Genomic DNA, 19,657 nt, shown 5'->3' with positions numbered 1-19,657 from the left:
GGCCGGATGCCATCACGCGGCGCGTTGCAGTTGCAGGAGAGAGAGCATGACCCGCCCCACCCTTTCGGTGATCGGCCTGGCCGTGGCCGCGGCGCTGAGCGCCAATGCGCAGGCCCAGCAGACCGAGGCCGGCGCCACCACCCTGGACACGGTGATCGTGACCGGCACCCGCGCCAGCGATCGCACCGTGCTGGAATCGACCGTGCCGGTGGACGTGCTCACCGCCGAGGACATCCGCAAGGCCGGCGTGGTCAATGGTGAACTCGGCAGCGCGCTGCAGGCGCTGCTGCCCTCGTTCAACTTCCCGCGCCAGTCCAACTCCGGAGGCGCCGACCATATCCGCGCCGCGCAGCTGCGTGGGCTCTCGCCCGACCAGGTGCTGGTGCTGGTCAACGGCAAGCGCCGCCACACTTCGGCGCTGGTCAACACCGACAGCAAGATCGGCAAAGGCACCACGCCGGTGGATTTCAATTCCATCCCGATCAACGCGATCAAGCGCATCGAAGTGCTGCGCGACGGTGCCGGCGCGCAATACGGCTCCGATGCCATCGCCGGCGTCATCAACGTGATCCTGGACGACAACCCCGAGCGCGGCGAACTGGAAGCCAGCTTCGGCGCCTACAACACCGACGTTGAGCCGATTAATCGCCGCGTCACCGATGGCCAGACCAGCTATGCCAGCGCCAAGGTCGGCACGCTGCTGGGCGAGGACGGCGGCTTCTTCAAGGTCGGCCTGGAACTGAAGAACCGCGAGGCCACCAACCGCGCCGGCTTCGACCGGATTCCCTCGTTCGAAGAACAGACACCGGCCAATCTGGCACTGGCCGGCCGGCGCAACTACGTGCTCGGCGATGGCGCCACCAAGGGCCTGAACGCCTGGCTCAATACCAAGATTCCGTTCAGCGCCACCGGCGAGTTCTACGCCTTCGGTACCTACAACCAGCGCGATACCGAGGGCGCCAACTACTTCCGTTACCCGGACAGCAGCGCCAACTGGCGCGAACTCTATCCCAACGGTTATCGGCCGATTTCCGAAGGCGAGAATCGCGACCTGCAACTCGTCGCCGGCGCGCGTGGGCAATGGGGCGACTGGGATTACGACGCCAGCGTCAACCACGGCCGCAACGACTTCACCTACCGGCTGCGCAATTCGCTCAATGCCTCGCTGGGGCCGACCAGCACCACGCGCTTCAAGACCGGCGATTTCGCCTTCGCGCAGACCGTGGGCAACGTCGATCTGACTCGCGTATTCGACGCCGCCGGCGCCACCCACACCTTCGGCACCGGGGCCGAATTCCGCCGCGAGCAGTACCGTACCCATGCCGGCGACCCGGCCAGCTACGCGGCCGGCCCGTTCACCGATCGCCCCACCGGCTCGCAGGCCGGCGGCGGGCTCACCCCGCAGGACGAAGCCGACCTGTCGCGCAACGTGGCCAGCGCCTACGCCAACGTGTCCAGCCAGTTCGGCGACAAGCTCTCCACCGACCTGGCCGGCCGCTACGAGCATTACCAGGATTTCGGCAGCCAGTGGACCGGCAAGCTGGCCGCGCGCTACGCGTTCGCGCCGGCCTTCGCGCTGCGTGGCGCCATCTCCAACAACGTGCGTGCGCCCTCGCTCAGCCAGATCGGCTACGAGGCAACCTCCACCGGCTACGACGCCGCTGGCCGCCTGACCCAGGGCCGTCTGCTGTCGGTCAACAACCCCATCGCGCGCGCGCTCGGCGCCACCGATCTGAAGCCGGAGAAGTCGGTCAACTACAGTCTGGGTTTCACCAGCAAGCTGGGCGATCACTTCGATGTGTCGCTGGACTTTTTCCAGATCGACATCAACGATCGCATCGCACTGTCCGAAGACATCACCGGCGCTGCGCTGACCGACTTCGTGCAGCAGAACTTTGGCGTTACCGGTGTGCAGAGCGCCAGCTACTTCCTCAATGCCGCCGACACCCGCACCCGCGGTGCCGAGCTGGTCGCCAACTGGCGCCAGTACGCCTTCGGCGGCGACCTGCTGCTGACCGGCACCTACAGCTACGCCAAGACCGAGCTGGAAAACATCATCGCCACCCCGGCCCAACTGCTCGCATTGAACCCGGAATACGTGCTGTTCGGTGTGGAGGAAAGCAATACGCTCACCGACGCCGCACCGCGTACCCGCGCCGCGCTTGCCGCCAACTGGAGCAACGAACGCTGGAACCTGCAGACGCGCGTCAACCGCTACGGCAGCGCCACGCGGGTGTTCGATTTCGGCGGCGGCTTCGTTCCGCGCCAGACCTATGGTGCCGAATGGCAGCTGGACCTGGAAGCCGAATACCGCCTGGGCACGCAATGGACGCTGGCCATCGGTGGGCAGAACATCCTGGACAACTACTCGGACCGTTCCATCGACGACATCGCCTACTTCGGCAACCTGCCTTACGACGTGCTCTCGCCGATCGGCAGCAATGGCGCGTATTGGTATGGGCGGGTGCGGTACTCGTTCTGAGCTAGAGCGAAATGTTTTAAAGCCCCTCTCCCTCAGGGAGAGGGGTTGGGGTGAGGGTACGGGGCGAAGCCCTCGTGCAGCCAAACTCCGACAGGCTTCGCCCGTACCCTCATCCGCCCCTGCGGGGCACCTTCTCCCGGCGGGAGAAGGGACATCCCAGCCGTTCCATAACCTGAATCTCACACCGTCTTGCGCACACTGCGCGGATGGCAGACGTGTATTCCCCCCTTCCGTCGCCGCCATTGCTGGACGATGCCTGCGCATTGTTCCTGGATGTGGACGGCACCCTGATCGACTTTGCCGACAGCCCCGAGGCGGTGCGGCTATTGCCTGAGGTGCGTGCGGCCATCGGCCGCCTCAGCGTGCGTCTGAATGGCGCCATCGCCCTGGTCAGCGGGCGGCCGCTGGCACAGCTGGACGCCCTGTTCGCTCCGCTGATCCTCCCGGCCGCCGGCCTGCACGGCCACGAGCTGCGCAGCGACACTGCGGCGCGCGCAGCGATGCCGCAGGACACGCCCGAATGGCTGCATGGCCTGCACCAACGCGCTGCCGCGCTCACGCATCGTCACCCCGGCGTGCTGGTCGAAGACAAAGGCGTCAGCGTCGCCCTGCATTGGCGCGCGCAGCCGCTGGCGGGACCCGACGTGCTCGCCTTCGCGCAGGACGAAATCGCCCAGCTCACCGGTTATCGCCTGCAGCCTGGCGATCATGTCGTGGAGTTCGTACCCGAAGGCAGCAACAAGGGCCTGGCGGTCGAACAGCTGATGCAGCAAGGCGCCTTCGCCGGCCGTACGCCGGTGTTCGTGGGCGACGATCTCACCGACGAATTCGGTTTCGACGCCGCCAACCGGCTGGGCGGCTGGAGCGTATTGGTGGGCGACCGTGTCCAGACTAGCGCGCGCTATCGCGTGCCAGGCACCGCCGCCGTGCATGCGTGGCTGCAACAAAATGCACGCGGCGCCTGAGCGCCCGCTTTCCCTTTCGTCATTGCATAGGATTGTTCGTACTTCATGACCGAGCCAAACCTGGATCTGGGCGTCATCGGCAACTGCAGCTTCGGCGCGTTGGTGGATCGGCAGGCACGCGTGGTCTGGAGTTGCCTGCCCGCCTTCGACGGCGACCCCGCGTTCTGTGCGTTGCTGTCGCCCAAGACCGAGGGCGGCGACTTCGCCGTGGAGCTGGAAGATTTCGCCAGCAGCGAGCAGCACTATCTTCCCAATACCGCCGTATTGCGCACGGTGCTGCGCGACAGCAAGGGTGGCGAAGTCGAAGTGATCGACTTCGCGCCGCGCTGGCGCAACAACGGCCGTTTCTACCGGCCGGTGAGCATCATCCGGCAGATCCGCCCGCTGGCCGGCAACCCGCGCATCATCGTGCGTGCGCGCCCGCTGGCCGACTGGGGCGGCCGCATGCCTGAGACCACCTGGGGCAGCAATCACATCCGTTGGGTGTTGCCGGAATTCACCCTGCGCCTGACCACCGACGTGCCGGTGCGCTTCGTGCGCGATGGGCTGCCGTTCGTGCTCAGCCACCCGGTCAGTCTGGTGCTGGGCGTGGACGAATCGCTGACCCGCTCGCTGACCGGCTATGTGCAGGAAGCGCAGGAGCGCACCGAGGAATACTGGCGCGAATGGGTGCGCTACCTCTCCATTCCGCTGGATTGGCAGGAAGCGGTGATCCGCAGCGCGATCACGCTCAAACTGTGCCAGTACGAGGACAGCGGCGCGATTATTGCCGCGATGACCACCTCGATCCCGGAGGCGCCGAACACGCCGCGCAACTGGGATTACCGCTACTGCTGGCTGCGCGATGCGGCGTTCGTGGTGCGCGCGCTCAATCGGCTCGGCGCCACCCGCACGATGGAGCAGTTCATCGGCTACATCTTCAATATCGCCACCAGCGACGGCACCATGCAGCCGCTCTATGGCATCGGCTTCGAATCGCAGCTGGAAGAGCACGAAGTCGAGACGATGGCCGGCTACCGCGGCATGGGCCCGGTACGCCGCGGCAACCTGGCCTGGATCCAGCAGCAGCACGACGTCTATGGCAGCGTGGTGCTGGCCTCCACGCAGCTGTTCTTCGACCTGCGCCTGAAGGATCAGGGCGATGCCGACACCTTCCGCCGGCTGGAGCCATTGGGCGAGCGTGCCTACGCATTGCACAACGTGCCCGATGCCGGCCTGTGGGAATTCCGCGGCCGCGCCGAGGTCCACACCTACACCGCGGCAATGTGCTGGGCGGCTTGCGACCGGCTGTCCAAGATCGCCGATCGACTGGTGCTGCCCGAGCGCGTGGCGTACTGGCGCGAGCGCGCCGACAGCATCCGCGAACGCGTATTGAATGAGGCCTGGAGCGAGGAGCGCGGCCACTTCACCGACACGCTCGGCGGCCACCGCCTGGATGCATCGCTGCTGTTGCTGGCCGATATCGGCATCGTCGCCAACGACGACGTCCGCTTCGTGCGCACGGTCGAAGCGGTCGGCCGCGTGCTCAAGCATGGCGATGCGCTGTATCGCTACATCGCGCCGGATGACTTCGGTGAGCCGGAAACCAGCTTCACCATCTGCACCTTCTGGTACATCGATGCGCTCGCTGCCATCGGCCGCAAGGACGAAGCACGTGAATTGTTCGAACGAATTCTTTCGCGCCGCAATCACCTCGGCTTGCTGTCGGAAGACCTATCGTTCGAGGACGGCGAAGCCTGGGGCAATTTCCCGCAGACCTATTCGCACGTCGGTTTGATCATCGCAGCGATGCGCTTGTCGCGGAGCTGGCAGGAGGCGTCATGAGTCGTTTGGTGGTGGTGTCCAATCGCGTCGCGGTTCCCGGTGAAAACCGGGCCGGCGGTCTGGCGGTGGGGTTGCTGGCCGCGCTCAAGGAACGTGGCGGCATGTGGTTCGGGTGGAGCGGCAAGACCGTGCGCGGCGATAGCGGCGGCCTGCACGAGCAGACCGAAGGCGACATCACCTTCGTCACCATGGACCTCAACAAGCGCGACATCGACTCGTACTACAACGGCTTCGCCAACCGCACGCTGTGGCCGCTGCTGCACTTCCGCCTGGATCTGGTCGACTACGATCGCGCCACCCGCGAAGGCTATATGCGCGTCAATCGGCTGTTCGCGGAAAAACTCGCGCCGCTGCTGAAAGACAGCGACACCTTGTGGATCCACGACTACCACATGATTCCCCTCGGCGCGATGCTGCGCGAGCTGGGCGTGGGCTGCAAGATGGGGTTCTTCCTGCATGTGCCGATGCCCTCGGCCGATCTGGTGCAGGCCATGCCCGATCACGCGCGTTTGTTCAGTACGTTCTATGCGTACGATCTGGTCGGCTTCCAGACCCAGCGCGATGCCGAGCGCTTCAAGGCCTATGTGCGATTGTTCGGGGGCGGCCGGGTGCTGGAGGGCGACCAGGTGGAAGGCCCGGGCGGACGCCGGTTCAGTGCGGCGTCGTTTCCGATCGGCATCGATACCGATCTGATCGCCAACCAGGCCAAGGCGGCAGTCGGCAAGCAATCGGTGCGCGATCTGCGCGAAAGTCTGCGCGGCCGTCAGTTGGCCATCGGCGTGGATCGCCTGGATTACTCCAAGGGCCTGCCAGAGCGGTTCCAGGGCTTCGAGCGCTATCTGGAACGTTATCCCGATCAATCCGGCAGCCTGACCTATCTGCAGATCGCGCCGGTCTCGCGTGGCGACGTCACCGAATACCGGCAGTTGCGCGGGCAGCTGGAGCAGATCGCCGGCCATATCAATGGCGGGCACGCCGAACCCGACTGGACCCCGCTACGTTACGTCAACCAGAACTTCAGCCACGCCACGCTGACCGGCTTCTATCGGGCCGCGTCGGTGGGCCTGGTCACGCCGCTGCGCGATGGCATGAATCTGGTGGCCAAGGAATTCGTCGCCGCACAGGACCCGAAGGATCCGGGCGTTCTGGTGCTGTCCCTGCTGGCTGGCGCAGCGGACGAGATGAAGGAAGCCCTGCTGGTCAACCCGCACGACCTGGACGGCGTGGCCGATGCGATCGCCACTGCCGCCGGCATGCCGCTGGCCACACGCATCGAACGCTGGCACGCCATGATGGACCACCTGCGCAAGAACAATATCGGTCACTGGCGCCAGCGCTATCTGCAGGCGCTCGCCGATATCTGATCCCTTCTCCCTGCGAAAGTCCGGCATCTGATCCCGTCTCCCTGCGGGAGCCCGACATCTGATCCCTTCTCCCTGCGGGAGAAGGTGCCCGAAGGGCGGATGAGGGCAAAACCGCAGGCGACCTGCAGTTCTCCGCGCCTTCCACCGCAACGCGCGTTCCGACGCAAACACATGGTCCGGTACGCCTGGCGTGCAGTCCGGAACGCTGGTTCCCATTCCATCACGGACACGCAGCGCCTTGGGGGCTAAAATATTCGCATGATTGGCGCAGAGGACCCTGGGAGGGGCTGCGCGTTCATATCCAGGCCGCCGGCAATCCTTGCCACCGAGCGACCTGTCTCCCTCCACGACCTGTCGCCCGCTGCGGCCCCAGGTCCTTCCTGACATCTCAAAATGACTGATCAATCCTCAAAACGTGGGGCAGGCACCTGGTTGCTGGTGGCCTATGCGCTCGTGATCGCCGTGCTCGGCGCGGTCCTCGCCTACGAAGGCGGCCGCCTGGTGGCCGTCGGCGGTTCCTGGTACTACCTGTTGGCCGGTATTGCCCTGTTCGCGGCCGGTGCACTGCTCGCGCTGGGCAAACGCGCCGGCCTATGGCTGTTTGGCGCCACGCTGGCTGCCACCATCGCCTGGGCGTTGTGGGAAGTGGGCCTGGACGGCTGGGGCCTGGTCCCGCGGCTGGCCTGGATTTCGGTACTGGGCCTGGTGCTGCTGCCGTTCTGGGGCGTGGCGCGTCGGCGCATGCAGCCGGTGTCGGCCCTGGGTTACGCGGTGGTCGCCGGAGTGCTGCCGGTGCTGGGAGCAGCGCTGATCCTGTGGCCGTTGTTCGTGCCCCGCAACGTCGAGCTGGCCGATGCGTCCCAGCAACCGCCGAACGATGCGGCGGCCTTCAGCCGCGGCACCGTACCCAGCCCCGATGGCAACGTCGCCGCCAATCACGACGCCAGCAACTGGACCGCATATGCCGGTTCCAATCTGTCCAATCACTACACGCCCGGTGCGCAGATCACGCCAGACAACGTGAAAGATCTCAAGGTCGCCTGGGAATTCCATACCGGCGATCTGAAGCCGGCCGGTTCCAAGCTGGGCTATGCCTTCCAGAACACCCCGCTCAAGGTCGGCGACCTGCTGTACATCTGCACCCCCACCCAGAAGGTGATCGCGGTGGAGGCGGCCAACGGCAAGGAGCGCTGGCGCTTCGATCCGCAGACCGATCCGAAGGCGATGGCCGGCGTGGCTGCCACCACCTGCCGTGGCGTGTCCTACTACCAGGCGCCGCAAGGCACCGCCGAGTGCCCGACGCGGATCTTCTGGCCAATGGTCGATGGCCGCCTGGGCGCACTGGATGCGCAAACCGGCAAGCTGTGCACCAGCTTCGGCAATAACGGGTATGTCGATCTGAATGCCGGCACCGGCAACACCAAGCCGGGCTTCGTGGGCCCGACCTCGCCGCCGGTGGTGATGCGCGGGGTGGTGATCCAGCCGACTGGCCAGGTACGCGATGGCCAGGAGGGCGACGCGCCGTCCGGCGTGGTGCGCGGCTTCGATGCGCTGACCGGCCAGCTGCGCTGGGCCTGGGACCTGGGTAATCCGGCGATCACCGCCGAGCCGCCGGCCGGACAGACCTATACCCGTTCGACGCCGAACGTGTGGTCGCTGATGGCCGCCGACGACGAGCTGGGCCTGGTCTATCTGCCCACCGGCAATGCCTCCGGCGACTTCTTCGGCAAGGGCCGCACTCCGCAGGACGAGGAATACACTGCCGCGCTGGTGGCCGTGGATGCGGCCACCGGCAAGGAGCGCTGGCACTTCCGTACCGTCAACCACGACCTGTGGGACTACGACATCGGCCCGCAGCCGAACCTGGTCGACTGGCCGGTGGCCGGCGGCGGCACCCGTGCGGCGGTGATCCAGGCCACCAAGTCCGGGCAGGTGTTCGTGCTGGACCGCGCCACCGGCGAACCGTTGATGCCGGTCAAGCAGATCCCGGTACCGCAGGGCACTGATCACGGCGACTGGACCGCGGCCACCCAGCCGATCTCGCCCGGCATGCCCAACACCGTGGGCGCGCCCAGCCGCGAGGTGGAGACCATCATCGAATCCGATGCCTGGGGCATGACCCCGTTCGACCAGCTGGCTTGCCGCATCCAGTTCAAGAAGCTGCGTTACGAAGGCATGTTCACCCCGCCGACCCTGCAGGGCTCGCTGGCCTTCACCGGCAACCATGGCGGCATCAACTGGGGCGGCGTCTCGGTGGACCTGCAGCGCGGCATCATGGTGATGAACAGCAATCGCCTGCCCTACACCCTGCAGGTCTATACCCGCGAAAAAATGGACGAACTGGGCGTGGTGTCGGTGTTCGACGGCAAGAGCAGGACGCCCGGCTACATGGCGCAGAAGGGCCTGGCCTACGGTGCCCGCAAGGAGCCGTGGATGTCGCCGCTCAACACCCCATGCGTGGCGCCGCCGTGGGGCTATATCGCCGGCGTCGATCTGCGCACCCAGCAGGTGCTGTGGCGGCGCCCGCTGGGCACCGGCTATGACCAGGGCCCGATGGGCGTGCCGTCCAGGACCAAGTTCGAGATCGGCACCCCCAACAACAGCGGCTCGCTCACCACCGCCGGCGGCGTGACCTTCATCGGCGCGACCCTGGACGATTTCATACGCGGCTTCGACACCCGCACCGGCAGGCAGGTGTGGGAGACCCGCGTGCCGGCCGGCCCGCAGGGTGCGCCGATGAGCTACACCATCGATGGCAAGCAGTACATCGTGGCCGCGGTGGGTGGACACGACCGTATGGAAACCAAGTCCGGCGACAGTGTGATCGCCTGGACGTTGCCGGACGACGCACAGCCCGCCCCGGCCAGGTAACCCCTGCTTCGGGCGTCACCACTCGACCGGTCGTCGCAAGACGGCCGGTTTTTTATGGGCCAGTGGCGCCTGGCAGCGCGCGTTGGGCTGCCGGACGACCGACGCAGCCCAACGACGGCGTGCGTTCGCATCTCGGTGCAAGGGGGAAGCCGATCTGGCCGATGCGCCGATGCCGCAGTTGGCGCCAGCTTGCGCTGCGGTCATGGAGCAGCCTGCGCATGCGGATGTGCCACGCGCCAGCTTCCTGCGGCACGTGAGGTCGCGTAGCCGCCGTGTTCGCGTGCCGGTCTGCCTGCTCCCAGTGGACCGAATTCACATCGAATTTACATTTTCCGGACACCTGTTTGCCCGGGAAGTTTCCCTGCACGCCGCTTGGGTGCAGCAGAATTCGCTCTGGAATCAATGACATCCGCTCACTCGACTGATCGGCAAGCGCATTCCGACCAACGGCAGCCTTCACCCCATCATGATTCAGGCTCGGCTGCCGATATCTCCCTTGCAGACCACGGACTGCCGGATACCCATCCCCCATCCCAGACCACGCCAGTCGAGCTCAGCCCATGTTGCCCAAACACACTGCCCCCCTTTCGCGACCGTCGGCCGGCCTGACCGGTGCGCGCGCCGGTTGGGCTGCCTGGCTGGCGACCGCCGCGCCGGCAGGGTTGCTGGTCTTGCTGGCGCTCTACGCCGCCGCGCTGATGCCGGGTGGCGTCTGGCACGGCCTGAGCCGCCTACTGCCGGCGCTACTGGCCGCGGTGGCTGCCAGCGCGGGCATCGCCTGGTGGGCACGTCGCGCCAAGCGAGCGCAACTGCAGCAGGCGCTCGCGGTGGTCACGGCGATCGGCGAAGAGCGGTTCCAGCGCCTGGACCTGCGCACTGCGTCGGGCGAACTCGCCCCGCTGTTGCATGCCTTGCAGGTGACCCAGGACAAGCTGGCCATCCGCATCGACGTCATGGAACAAGGCTTGCGGCATGGCGAATTCGTGATCAAGGCGCTGGACGACCTGGACACCATGATCCGCATCGCCGACGACGATGGCCAGGTGCTGTTCGCCAACCGCAAGCTGCTGGCGATGCTCAAGCTGATCGAGCCGGATGTGCAGAGCTTCCGCCCCACCTTCAATGCCGAAGGGTTCGTCGGCGGCAGCATCGGCGACATCTATCCGGACAGCCAGGCGGCCATCGACCGCATGCGCGCGTTGAATGCATCCAAGGCCGTGCGCGCCCCGTTCTTCGGCCGCCAGATCGACTTCGTGTACAGCCCGATCATCGCTGCCGACGGCACCAAGCTGGGCACCATCGCGCAGTGGATGGATGTCACCGCGCAGGTCAACGCCGAGCAGGCGCTGATCCAGATCATCGACGCGGCATCGGCCGGCGACTTCAGCCGCCGCATGCAGGTCGACGGCATGGACGGCGTGCTGCTGTCGTTGGCGCAAGGCATCAACCGCATCTACGACTCGGTGGAGACCCACCTTGCGGCGTTGGCACGCGTGATCGGCGCGCTGGCCGAGGGCGACCTCACCCAGCGCGTGGACGGCGATGCGCACGGCATCTTTGCGCGTCTGCGCGACGACACCAACCAGACCGTCGCGCGTCTGACCGAGATCATCGGCGGCATCCAGACCGCCTCCGACACCATTCGCCAGGCCGCGGTGGAAATCGCCGCCGGCAACACCGACCTGTCCGAGCGCACCGAACAACAGGCCGCCAACCTGGAAGAAACCGCCAGTTCGATGGAGGAATTGACCTCCACCGTGAAGCAGAACGCCGACAGCGCATTGCAGGCCAACCGCCTGGTGGTGGGCACCGGCGAAGTCGCGCAGAGTGGCGGCCAGGTGATGGACGACGTGGTCGCCACCATGAGCCAGATCAGCACGGCCTCGCGCAAGATCGGCGAGATCATCGGCGTCATCGACGGCATCGCATTCCAGACCAACATCCTGGCGCTCAATGCCGCCGTGGAAGCGGCGCGCGCCGGCGAGCAGGGCCGTGGCTTTGCGGTGGTGGCCTCGGAAGTGCGCGCCCTGGCGCGGCGCTCGGCCGATGCCGCCAAGGAGATCAAGACGCTGATCGCCGACTCCACCGACAAGGTGGAACTGGGCTCGGGCCTGGTGCATCGCGCCGGCGCGACCATGCGCGAGATCGTCGGCTCGGTGAAGCATGTCACCGACATCATGGGCGAGATCACCGCGGCCAGCGCCGAACAATCCAGCGGTATCGAACAGGTCAACCGCACCGTGGCGCAGCTGGACGAGGTCACCCAACGCAATGCCGCGCTGGTGGAAGAAGCCACCGCCGCCGCGCGCAGCCTGGAGGAACAGGCGGTAGAACTGGCCGATGCGGTGGCGATCTTCCGTCTGCAGCCCGACACCCGCCCCTCCACTGTCGTGCGCGCCAGCTTCCATAACGCAGCGTAGGCCCGGGAAATCGCGCGATTTGTAGCAGCGCACCCGGGCGCGACAGCGCTTTCCCGGCATGCCGGTCGCGCTTAGCGCGCTCCCACGAACAGCGCATCGGTGTGCCCGATCGCGATGTCAGGATAGAAACTCCCCCATCCACGCCGCAGTACGTCAGTCCAGGAACCGTGCGCGTTGTTCGGGCGTGGGCAGCATGCAGTGCTCGCTGCGGCCGAACCAGCGATAACGATTGCGCGCGATCAGCCGATAGCCGCTATCGCGCAACCCTCGCGGAATCATGCGCAACACCGCAGCCAGCCGCCACGGGCCGCCCAGGCCCGCCAGCACGCGCACGATGGCATCGCTATCGGTCCAGGCGCCGCAGCCCTCCACGAGCAGGAACGACAACGGATCGTCCGGGTCCAGCCCATGCCGTTGCAGCAGCGCGCGCCCGGACTGGCCCTGCATCGCGGCGTAGCGATAACGCCCGCGTCGATCGTGACGCAGCAAGAATTTGACCCACCCGTTGCACAACAGGCAGACCCCGTCGAACACGATGGTGGCCGGCGCGGTGCGCGGATCGGTCCGTGAGTTATCAACGCGGTTCAAGCCAACCCTCGTAGCGAATGAAGGGCCCCACCAGCGGCAGGTGCACGTCGACCAGGAATCCATAACGGCCGGTATCGGCATGCTCGCGGCACCGCACCTGTTCGAACCAACGCGCAGGCAGCGGAACCCACCCGAACGCCCACACGCGTGTGGCCTGCCAGTACACCGCCTGCGTATCGGCGCGCAATGCGAACTCGAAGCGCACTGCGCCCAGGTGCTCGCGCAGGCGCTCTCCATCGCGCCATAACCGCGAGTACATCGGCAGACCGGCGAACCGACGGTGCCAGCGCTCGCCCCGCGCATCGACCAGGAAGTCCACCTCCACCGCCACCGCACCGCTGCGCGGCAGACGGCTCAGCAATGCCAGCAAAGGAACCAGCACGTGCCGGCCACGCCGGATCTGGGCCTGTCCGGCAAAGGTCTGCCGCTGCCGCACCGAATGCAGCGCGCGCACCGGCTCCGGCAACTGCGCGAATGCCGCATGGCCCAGTACCTGCGCGAACAGCGGCGTGTTCAGGGGGCGATCCAGGCCAAGGTGGCCATGCGTCCGCTGCGACGGTCGCGGCGATGCGAATAGAAACGCTGCGGATCGGAAATCGTGCAAAGGCCGCCGCCATGGATCGCATCGGCGCGGACGCCGGCGCGCTGCAGGCGCTGGCGGGCGAGCGCATACAGATCCACCCGCCAATGACCCGGCCGCGTCACGACGAAGGCCGCCAGTGCCTGCGGATCAGCGTGGGTGAAGGCATCGAACACCTCCTGGCCGATTTCGTAGGCCTGCGGCCCGGCCGCCGGCCCCAGCCAGGCCATCAGTTGCGAGGCCGGCGTACGCATCGCCGCCACGCTGCGCTCCAGCACGCCATCGGCCAGACCGCGCCACCCGGCATGCGCGGCCGCCACCTCGCTGCCATCGACGGCAGCGAACACCACCGGCAGGCAATCGGCGGTCAGGATCGCCAGCACCACGCCCGGCACCTCGGTCACGGCCGCATCGGCCACCGGCTCCGGCGCATCGGCGCCGCCCTCTTCGGAACGGGCAACGGATGCAACCGGCGCTGCACCCACCCGCACCACCCCCACCCCGTGCACTTGACGCAACCAGTGCGGCGTGCCCGGCAGCGCCAACGCCTGCACCAGCAGGGACCGATTGCGCTCGACCCGTTCAGGCGTATCGCCTTCGGGGCTGCTGCGGTTGCCCAGGTTGAGCGTATCGAACGGCGCCGGCGACACGCCCAGGCCATACCGCAGCGTGGTCAGCGCCCGCAGACGGGGCGGCGCCGGCCAGTCGGCTGGCAGGATGAAGGGCGCAACCATGCTCATCTCAGCGGCGCGCCAGCTCGGCGGCGCGTGCGCTGTCTTCGCGCAGCGCGGCCATCAGCCGCTGCAGGTCGGCCGGCACCGGCGCAGTGGCGCGTACCGGCTCGCCGCTGACCGGGTGCAGGAACTCCAGGGTTTCGGCATGCAGCGCCTGACGCTTGAAGCTGCGCAGCTCGTGCACCAACGCGTCGGTGGCGCCCTTGGGCAGCTTGAGCGCGCCGCCATACAGCGGGTCGCCGACGATCGGCGATTTCAGATGCGCCATGTGTACGCGGATCTGATGGGTACGGCCGGTTTCAAGCCGGCATTCCAGTGCGGTGTGTGCACGGTAGCGCTCCCGCAGACGGTAATGGGTGACCGCATCGCGGCCGTCGTCGCGCACCGCCATCTTCAGGCGATCGCGCGGATGGCGGTCGATCGGCGCATTGGCGGTGCCGCCTGAAACCAGTGCGCCCACCACCACCGCCAGGTACTGGCGGTGCACGTCGCGCGCGGACAGCTGTTCCACCAGCGCGGTCTGCGCCTGCACGGTACGCGCCACCACCATTACGCCGCTGGTGTCCTTGTCCAGGCGGTGCACCACACCGGCGCGCGGCACCGCCGACAGCGCGGGGTCGCGGAACAGCAGCGCATTGACCAGGGTGCCGTCCGGGTTGCCGGCGCCCGGGTGGACCACCAGGCCAGCTGGCTTGTCGATCACCAGCACCTGCTCGTCCTCGTACAACACGTTCAGCGGGATATCCTGCGGCGCGGCATGGGTCTGGGTCTCCAGCACCACCTGCAGCTGCACGCTCTCGCCGCCGCGCAAGGTATCGCGCGGCCGCGCCATTTCGCCGTCCAGCAGCGCATCGCCGGACTTGATCCACTCCGACAGGCGCGAACGCGAGAATTCGGGGAACAGCTCGGCCAGCACCGCGTCGAAACGCCGCCCTGCGGCGCTGTCGGGCACGATCGCCTGACGGATGGAGGAGTCGGCGGGGTCGGCAGATGGGTCGGACATGGACACGGATACTCGGGCAAAAACGGGAATTTGGGGGTCCGGACGGCAGGAGTCAGTCGCCGGACAGGCCACTAGGCTATCATCGCCCTTTCGTTTTCCTGATGCGTCCTGCCCAGACCCATGATCCGACGGTCCACGTTTTCCGCGCCTGCGCGCCTGATTGCCCTCATGCTGGTCATGGCGTTCGTCGTCACCGGCTGTCACCGCGGCGCCAAGGACAAGAATCCCGACGAGGGCATGCCGGTCGAGCAACTGTACGGCAAGGGTCACGAGTTGATGGAGAAGGGCAACTGGGCCGGCGCCGAAGCCAGCTACAAGCGCCTGATCGCCCAATATCCCTACGGCCCGTACACCGAGCAGGCGATGATCGAAACCGCCTATGCGCAGTACAAGGCCGGCAAGCATGAAGACACCGTCTCCAGCGTCGACCGCTTCATCCGCACCTATCCGACCCACCGCAACATCGCCTACCTGTACTACCTGCGCGGGCTGGCCAACAGCAATCGCGATACCGTGTTCCTGCGCCGGGTCTGGTCGCTGGACCCCAGCCGCCGCGACTTGTCCTCGCCGCAGCAGGCCTACAACGACTTCAACACCGTCACCGATCGCTACCCGAACAGCCGCTACGCCGCCGATGCGCGTCTGCGGATGATCGAACTGCGCGATATCTTCGCCCAGCACGAGCTGGACAACGCGCTGTACTACCTGCGCCGCAATGCCTGGGTGTCGGCGGCCGGCCGCGCCAACTACCTGCTGGAAACCTATCCGCAGAGTGCCTACCAGTACGACGCCATTGCCGTGCTGGCCGAGGCCTACACGCATCTGGGCAACAAGACCCTGGCCGCCGACGCCCGCCGCGTGCTCGAACTCAACAGCCCGCAACATCCATGGCTGGTCGGTGAGTGGCCGAAGTACCCCTGGGCGATCCGCAAGCTCAATCCGTTCGCCGGCGAGAAGTCCGCTGCAAGCGGTCAGCGCAATGCGCAAATGAACCGCGACTGAGATCTTCGATCGTCGCACGAACGCAGCAAGGGGCCGGAAGGCCCCTTTGCTTTTTGCTGGTCCTGCCGACGCGATGGCGACAGCCGTTCTGCCTGCGCCGACGTTCGGGAGCGCAGACGGGCATGCGGCCGCCCGTCTGTGCACTGCCCCATGACCAGGCATTGCGGGCGGCTGCGGTCGGCGACGAAATCGCAGGCGCCCCCGCAGGCCCAACCGCCAAGGTCCGCCAGGCCAGCACCCCCCGTTCCGGCGAATCGTTCCAGCTTCAGCGCCCAGGCCATGCGGCAAGTACCCTCGCGGAACACTGCCGCAAGGCTTGCGCGCTCTGGCCCTCTCTCCCGCAGCACCGCGCACCCGCAGACGGCATGCGCTGCAGCGCGCCCTTACTGGCCGCGATACCCATTGGTAATCGGATAGCGCCGCTCGCGACCGAATGCACGGCGCGACACCTTCGGCCCGGGCGCGGCCTGGTGGCGCTTCCATTCGTTGAGCCGCACCAGCCGCAGCACATGCTCCACCGTGTCGGCCGCGTACCCGGCCGCGACGATGTCGTCGCGCGACTGCTCCTGATCGACATAGCGGTACAGGATGCCGTCGAGCACATCGTAGGGCGGCAGCGAATCCTGATCGGTCTGGTTGTCGCGCAGCTCGGCCGACGGCGGGCGCGAGATCACTGCCGGCGGAATCACCGGTGCGCCGCCCACCGTGTTGCGCCACTTGGCCAACCCGAACACCTCGGTCTTGTACAGATCCTTGAGCGGCGCGTAACCGCCACACATATCGCCATAGATGGTGGCGTAGCCCACTGCGTACTCGCTCTTGTTGCCGGTGGTCAGCAGCAGCCCGCCGAACTTGTTGGACAACGCCATCAGGATCACGCCACGGCTGCGCGACTGCAGGTTTTCCTCGGTGATGTCCGGCTGGGTGCCTTCGAACAGCGGCCCCAGTGCGGCGAGCAGCCCCTCGAAGGCCGGCGCGATCGCGATGGTTTCCATCTTCACCCCCAGCGCGCGGCACTGCTCGGCGGCCAGATCGTTGGACAGACCGGCGGTATAGCGCGAGGGCAGCCGCACGGCAGTGACGTTGTCGGCGCCCAGTGCATCCACCGCCATCGCCAGCACCAGCGCCGAGTCGATGCCACCGGACAGGCCCAGCCAGACCTTGCCGAAGCCGTTCTTGCGGCAATAGTCCTGCAGGCCCCGCACCACCGCACGCCAGGCCAGTGCGTCCATGCTTTCGTCGCCGTCATCCACCCAGACCACCGGCGTGAAGCTACGCGCACCGGCGGCGTAGTCCACCACCAGCCATTGATCCACGAAGGCCGCCGCCGCCGGGTGCACGGTACCGTTGCCGTCGGCCACCACCGAGGCACCGTCGAACACCAGCGCGTCCTGACCACCGACCACATTGAGATAGGCGATCGCTGCGCCGCTTTCGCGCGTGCGCTCGGCCAGCAGCGCATCGCGCTGCGCATGCTTGCCGCGCTCGTAAGGCGAGGCATTGGGCACCAGCACCAGTTCGGCACCGGCCTGCACCGTCCGCGCCAGCGGCTCGGCGAACCACAGGTCCTCGCAGATCACCACACCCACCGGCACGCCCTTGACCGTGACCACGCAGTCCTCGCCATCCGGGTCCACGTCGAAGTAGCGCCGCTCGTCGAACACCGCGTAATTGGGCAGCTCGCGCTTGCGGTAGGTGGCTTCGATGCGCCCGTCGCGCAGCACGCTGGCGGCGTTGTACACCACGCTACCGGCACTCTGCGGCCAGCCCACCACCGCCACGATGCCGCGCGTGGCCGCGGCGATCCGCATCAACGCCTGCTCGCAATGGGCCAGGAAACCCGGCCGCAACAGCAGATCTTCCGGCGGATAGCCGCTGATCGCCAACTCGGGAAACAGCACGATGTCGGCCCCGAATTCGTCGCGCGCCTCCTCGATGAAGGCGATGATGCGGTCGGTGTTCTGGGCCACCGCACCGACCGGGAAGTCGAACTGGGCCATGGCGATGCGGAGCGTCTGGGACATGTCAACGGCCTTGTGCGTGAGTTTTCCGAAGCACGGAAGCGGGAAGGGAGGAATGCGCCGCAAGCAGACCTCGTGCGATCACCTCGCAGACGTCGTCGCAGCTTGCCAGAACTGCATTATTCCAGATGCGCAGCACCTGGAAGCCCTCGCGGCGCAGGAAGGCATCGCGCGTGGCGTCCGCGTCGGGCAGCAGGTGCTGGCTACCGTCGATTTCGACGATCAACGCCTGGGCGAGGCAGACGAAATCGACGATGTAGAGCCCGATGGGACACTGACGCCGGAATTTGAAGCCGAGCAGGCGTCGATCGCGCAACCGATACCAAAGTACGCGCTCGGCTGCGGTCATCTCACGACGCAGGTGCTTGGCGAATCCGGTCTTGGCGGCGTGGCGCATGGGCATTCCCGGCAGGAGGGGGCCATGGTGGCTTGTACCGCGCGGGTGGCGCTATCGGTGCTGATGGCGCTTTGGCGTCGGGGATCGCCGCGGGGAAGGCGCCCTCACCCCTACCCCTCTCCCGCAAGCGGGAGAGGGGATGTCGCAGCCGGCGGGAGCTTGGGCAGCGGAAGTTGCATGACCGTGGCGTGCTCCGTCGATCAGGCCGGTAACGATCGGCCGAGCATTCCCTGGAACATGATCTCAGTCAGCAGCATCTCCTGATGTCGCGATTGCTGTTGCTGTCGCTGTTGCTGTTGCTGTCGCTGTTGCTGTTGCTGTTGCCGTTGCCGTTGCCGTTGCTGTTGCCGTTGCCGTTGCCGTTGCCGTTGCTGTTGCCGTTGCCGTTGCCGTTGCCGTTGCTGTTGCTCCCTTCTCCCGCCTGCGGGAGAAGGTGCCCGAAGGGCGGATGAGGGCCAAAAAAAGGCCGCCCGAAGGCGGCCTCCACTGCTCACGCTCACGCGTGAAGAGCGCTTACTTCACCAGCGCGGCGATCGCTGCACCCAGATCGCCCGGCGAGCGGACGGTCTTGACGCCAGCGGCTTCCATCGCCGCGAACTTGCCTTCGGCCGTGCCCTTGCCGCCCGAGGCGATCGCACCGGCGTGGCCCATGCGCTTGCCGGCTGGCGCCGAAGCACCGGCGATGAAGCCCACGACCGGCTTCTTGACGTGGTTCTTGATGTACTCGGCACCGGCTTCCTCGGCGTCGCCACCGATTTCGCCAACCATGATGATGCCTTCGGTCTGCGGGTCTTCGTTGAACAGCTTGAGGCAGTCGACGAAGTTCAGGCCGTTGATCGGATCGCCGCCGATGCCGATGCAGGTGCTCTGGCCCAGGCCCACTTCGGTGGTCTGCTTGACCGCTTCATAGGTCAGGGTGCCCGAACGCGACACGATGCCGATCTTGCCCGGCTTGTGGATGTGGCCCGGCATGATGCCGATCTTGCACTCGCCCGGGGTGATCACGCCGGGGCAGTTCGGCCCGATCAGCACGGTGTCCGGATGCGAACGGGTCAGCACGTTCTTGACGCGCAGCATGTCCAGCACCGGGATGCCTTCGGTGATGCACACGATGACCTTGATGCCGGCCGCAGCCGCTTCCAGGATCGCATCGGCCGCGAACGGCGGCGGCACGTAGATCACCGATGCATCGGCGCCGGTGCTCTGCACGGCGTCGGCCACGGTGTTGAACACCGGCAGATCGATATGGGTGGTGCCGCCCTTGCCCGGCGTGACGCCGCCGACGACCTGGGTGCCGTACTCGATCATCTGAGTGGCGTGGAAGGTGCCCTGCTGGCCGGTGAAGCCCTGCACGATCACCTTGGTGTTCTTGTTAATCAAAACGGACATGGATAGTTCCTTCGGTG

General features: G+C 66.7%; 15 protein-coding genes. 8 read left to right on the top strand and 7 right to left on the bottom strand.

Annotated features, from left to right (window positions below; translation table 11 throughout):
• The first annotated feature begins 46 nt into the window (after positions 1 to 46).
• The 6 genes from LL962_RS14450 (at position 47) to LL962_RS14425 (ending at position 11,926) form a co-directional block, all read left to right on the top strand.
• Complete coding sequence (locus LL962_RS14450; protein WP_228317407.1) at positions 47 to 2,482, top strand: TonB-dependent receptor plug domain-containing protein; 2,436 nt, start codon at positions 47 to 49, stop codon at positions 2,480 to 2,482.
• Between the two features lie 206 nt (positions 2,483 to 2,688).
• Positions 2,689 to 3,447 (top strand): trehalose-phosphatase, encoded by a 759-nt coding sequence (otsB, locus tag LL962_RS14445; protein WP_228317406.1) that lies wholly within the window; start codon positions 2,689 to 2,691, stop codon positions 3,445 to 3,447.
• Positions 3,448 to 3,492: 45 nt separating this feature from the next.
• Complete coding sequence (locus LL962_RS14440) at positions 3,493 to 5,271, top strand: glycoside hydrolase family 15 protein (protein ID WP_228317405.1); 1,779 nt, start codon at positions 3,493 to 3,495, stop codon at positions 5,269 to 5,271.
• A complete protein-coding gene (gene otsA / locus LL962_RS14435; protein ID WP_104586642.1) occupies positions 5,268 to 6,635 on the top strand; it encodes an alpha,alpha-trehalose-phosphate synthase (UDP-forming) in 1,368 nt (455 codons plus the stop codon). Before LL962_RS14440 ends, otsA begins: the two co-directional genes overlap by 4 nt.
• A 432-nt stretch (positions 6,636 to 7,067) precedes the next feature.
• A complete protein-coding gene (locus tag LL962_RS14430) occupies positions 7,068 to 9,506 on the top strand; it encodes a membrane-bound PQQ-dependent dehydrogenase, glucose/quinate/shikimate family (RefSeq protein WP_228317436.1) in 2,439 nt (812 codons plus the stop codon).
• A 560-nt stretch (positions 9,507 to 10,066) separates the two neighbouring features.
• Entirely contained in the window at positions 10,067 to 11,926 is a 1,860-nt protein-coding gene (locus LL962_RS14425; protein WP_228317404.1) for a methyl-accepting chemotaxis protein, read from the top strand.
• Between the two features lie 153 nt (positions 11,927 to 12,079).
• Here the strand turns inward: LL962_RS14425 and LL962_RS14420 are convergent, their stop codons facing one another.
• Genes LL962_RS14420 through rluD form a run of 4 tightly spaced genes read right to left on the bottom strand, consistent with a single transcriptional unit; the run spans position 12,080 to position 14,831 of the window.
• Complete coding sequence (locus LL962_RS14420; protein WP_228317403.1) at positions 12,080 to 12,514, bottom strand: thiol-disulfide oxidoreductase DCC family protein; 435 nt, start codon at positions 12,512 to 12,514, stop codon at positions 12,080 to 12,082.
• On the bottom strand, positions 12,501 to 13,031 hold the full coding sequence (locus LL962_RS14415; protein ID WP_228317435.1) for a DUF4166 domain-containing protein: 531 nt from the start codon (positions 13,029 to 13,031) through the stop codon (positions 12,501 to 12,503). Before LL962_RS14415 ends, LL962_RS14420 begins: the two co-directional genes overlap by 14 nt.
• Positions 13,028 to 13,834, bottom strand: coding sequence for a peptidoglycan editing factor PgeF (pgeF, locus tag LL962_RS14410; RefSeq protein WP_104586647.1), 807 nt, complete (start codon positions 13,832 to 13,834; stop codon positions 13,028 to 13,030). Before pgeF ends, LL962_RS14415 begins: the two co-directional genes overlap by 4 nt.
• A gap of 1 nt (position 13,835) precedes the next feature.
• The gene (gene rluD / locus LL962_RS14405; protein WP_104586648.1) at positions 13,836 to 14,831 is read right to left on the bottom strand and encodes a 23S rRNA pseudouridine(1911/1915/1917) synthase RluD; all 996 of its coding nucleotides are present in this window, start codon (positions 14,829 to 14,831) and stop codon (positions 13,836 to 13,838) included.
• 120 nt (positions 14,832 to 14,951) lie between these two features.
• Between rluD and LL962_RS14400 the strand changes: the two genes are divergently transcribed.
• Complete coding sequence (locus tag LL962_RS14400; RefSeq protein ID WP_104586649.1) at positions 14,952 to 15,833, top strand: outer membrane protein assembly factor BamD; 882 nt, start codon at positions 14,952 to 14,954, stop codon at positions 15,831 to 15,833.
• 383 nt (positions 15,834 to 16,216) lie between these two features.
• On the opposite strand, the gene LL962_RS14395 is transcribed toward LL962_RS14400, so the two are convergent.
• Both LL962_RS14395 and LL962_RS14390 read right to left on the bottom strand, forming a co-directional pair.
• Positions 16,217 to 17,857 carry an NAD+ synthase gene (locus tag LL962_RS14395; RefSeq protein ID WP_228317402.1) on the bottom strand — a complete coding sequence of 547 codons (1,641 nt, stop codon included), beginning with the start codon at positions 17,855 to 17,857 and terminating at the stop codon, positions 16,217 to 16,219.
• Position 17,858: 1 nt separating this feature from the next.
• The gene (locus LL962_RS14390; RefSeq protein WP_228317401.1) at positions 17,859 to 18,251 is read right to left on the bottom strand and encodes an endonuclease domain-containing protein; all 393 of its coding nucleotides are present in this window, start codon (positions 18,249 to 18,251) and stop codon (positions 17,859 to 17,861) included.
• A 263-nt stretch (positions 18,252 to 18,514) separates the two neighbouring features.
• Here LL962_RS14390 and LL962_RS21045 point away from each other — a divergent pair, with 263 nt between their 5' ends.
• Entirely contained in the window at positions 18,515 to 18,703 is a 189-nt protein-coding gene (locus LL962_RS21045; protein WP_441004872.1) for a hypothetical protein, read from the top strand.
• A gap of 61 nt (positions 18,704 to 18,764) precedes the next feature.
• On the opposite strand, the gene sucD is transcribed toward LL962_RS21045, so the two are convergent.
• Positions 18,765 to 19,640 (bottom strand): succinate--CoA ligase subunit alpha, encoded by an 876-nt coding sequence (gene sucD, locus LL962_RS14380; protein ID WP_104586653.1) that lies wholly within the window; start codon positions 19,638 to 19,640, stop codon positions 18,765 to 18,767.
• Positions 19,641 to 19,657 lie beyond the last annotated feature (17 nt).

It is taken from the genome of Xanthomonas sp. NCPPB 1067 (assembly GCF_020783795.1).
GTDB lineage: Bacteria > Pseudomonadota > Gammaproteobacteria > Xanthomonadales > Xanthomonadaceae > Xanthomonas > Xanthomonas melonis.
The sequence above is the reverse complement of the archived record's forward strand: the minus strand, read 5'-3'. Positions and strand labels throughout refer to the sequence as shown.

Excerpts from the sequence above, each read along its gene's own strand:
- LL962_RS14450 (WP_228317407.1), top strand. The coding sequence starts at position 47 with ATGACCCGCCCCACCCTTTCGGTGATCGGCCTGGCCGTGGCCGCGGCG.
- otsB (WP_228317406.1), top strand. The coding sequence starts at position 2,689 with ATGGCAGACGTGTATTCCCCCCTTCCGTCGCCGCCATTGCTGGACGAT.
- LL962_RS14440 (WP_228317405.1), top strand. The coding sequence starts at position 3,493 with ATGACCGAGCCAAACCTGGATCTGGGCGTCATCGGCAACTGCAGCTTC.
- otsA (WP_104586642.1), top strand. The coding sequence starts at position 5,268 with ATGAGTCGTTTGGTGGTGGTGTCCAATCGCGTCGCGGTTCCCGGTGAA.
- LL962_RS14425 (WP_228317404.1), top strand. The coding sequence starts at position 10,067 with ATGTTGCCCAAACACACTGCCCCCCTTTCGCGACCGTCGGCCGGCCTG.
- pgeF (WP_104586647.1), bottom strand. The coding sequence starts at position 13,834 with ATGAGCATGGTTGCGCCCTTCATCCTGCCAGCCGACTGGCCGGCGCCG.
- rluD (WP_104586648.1), bottom strand. The coding sequence starts at position 14,831 with ATGTCCGACCCATCTGCCGACCCCGCCGACTCCTCCATCCGTCAGGCG.
- LL962_RS14400 (WP_104586649.1), top strand. The coding sequence starts at position 14,952 with ATGATCCGACGGTCCACGTTTTCCGCGCCTGCGCGCCTGATTGCCCTC.
- LL962_RS14395 (WP_228317402.1), bottom strand. The coding sequence starts at position 17,857 with ATGTCCCAGACGCTCCGCATCGCCATGGCCCAGTTCGACTTCCCGGTC.
- LL962_RS14390 (WP_228317401.1), bottom strand. The coding sequence starts at position 18,251 with ATGCGCCACGCCGCCAAGACCGGATTCGCCAAGCACCTGCGTCGTGAG.
- LL962_RS21045 (WP_441004872.1), top strand. The coding sequence starts at position 18,515 with ATGTCGCGATTGCTGTTGCTGTCGCTGTTGCTGTTGCTGTCGCTGTTG.
- sucD (WP_104586653.1), bottom strand. The coding sequence starts at position 19,640 with ATGTCCGTTTTGATTAACAAGAACACCAAGGTGATCGTGCAGGGCTTC.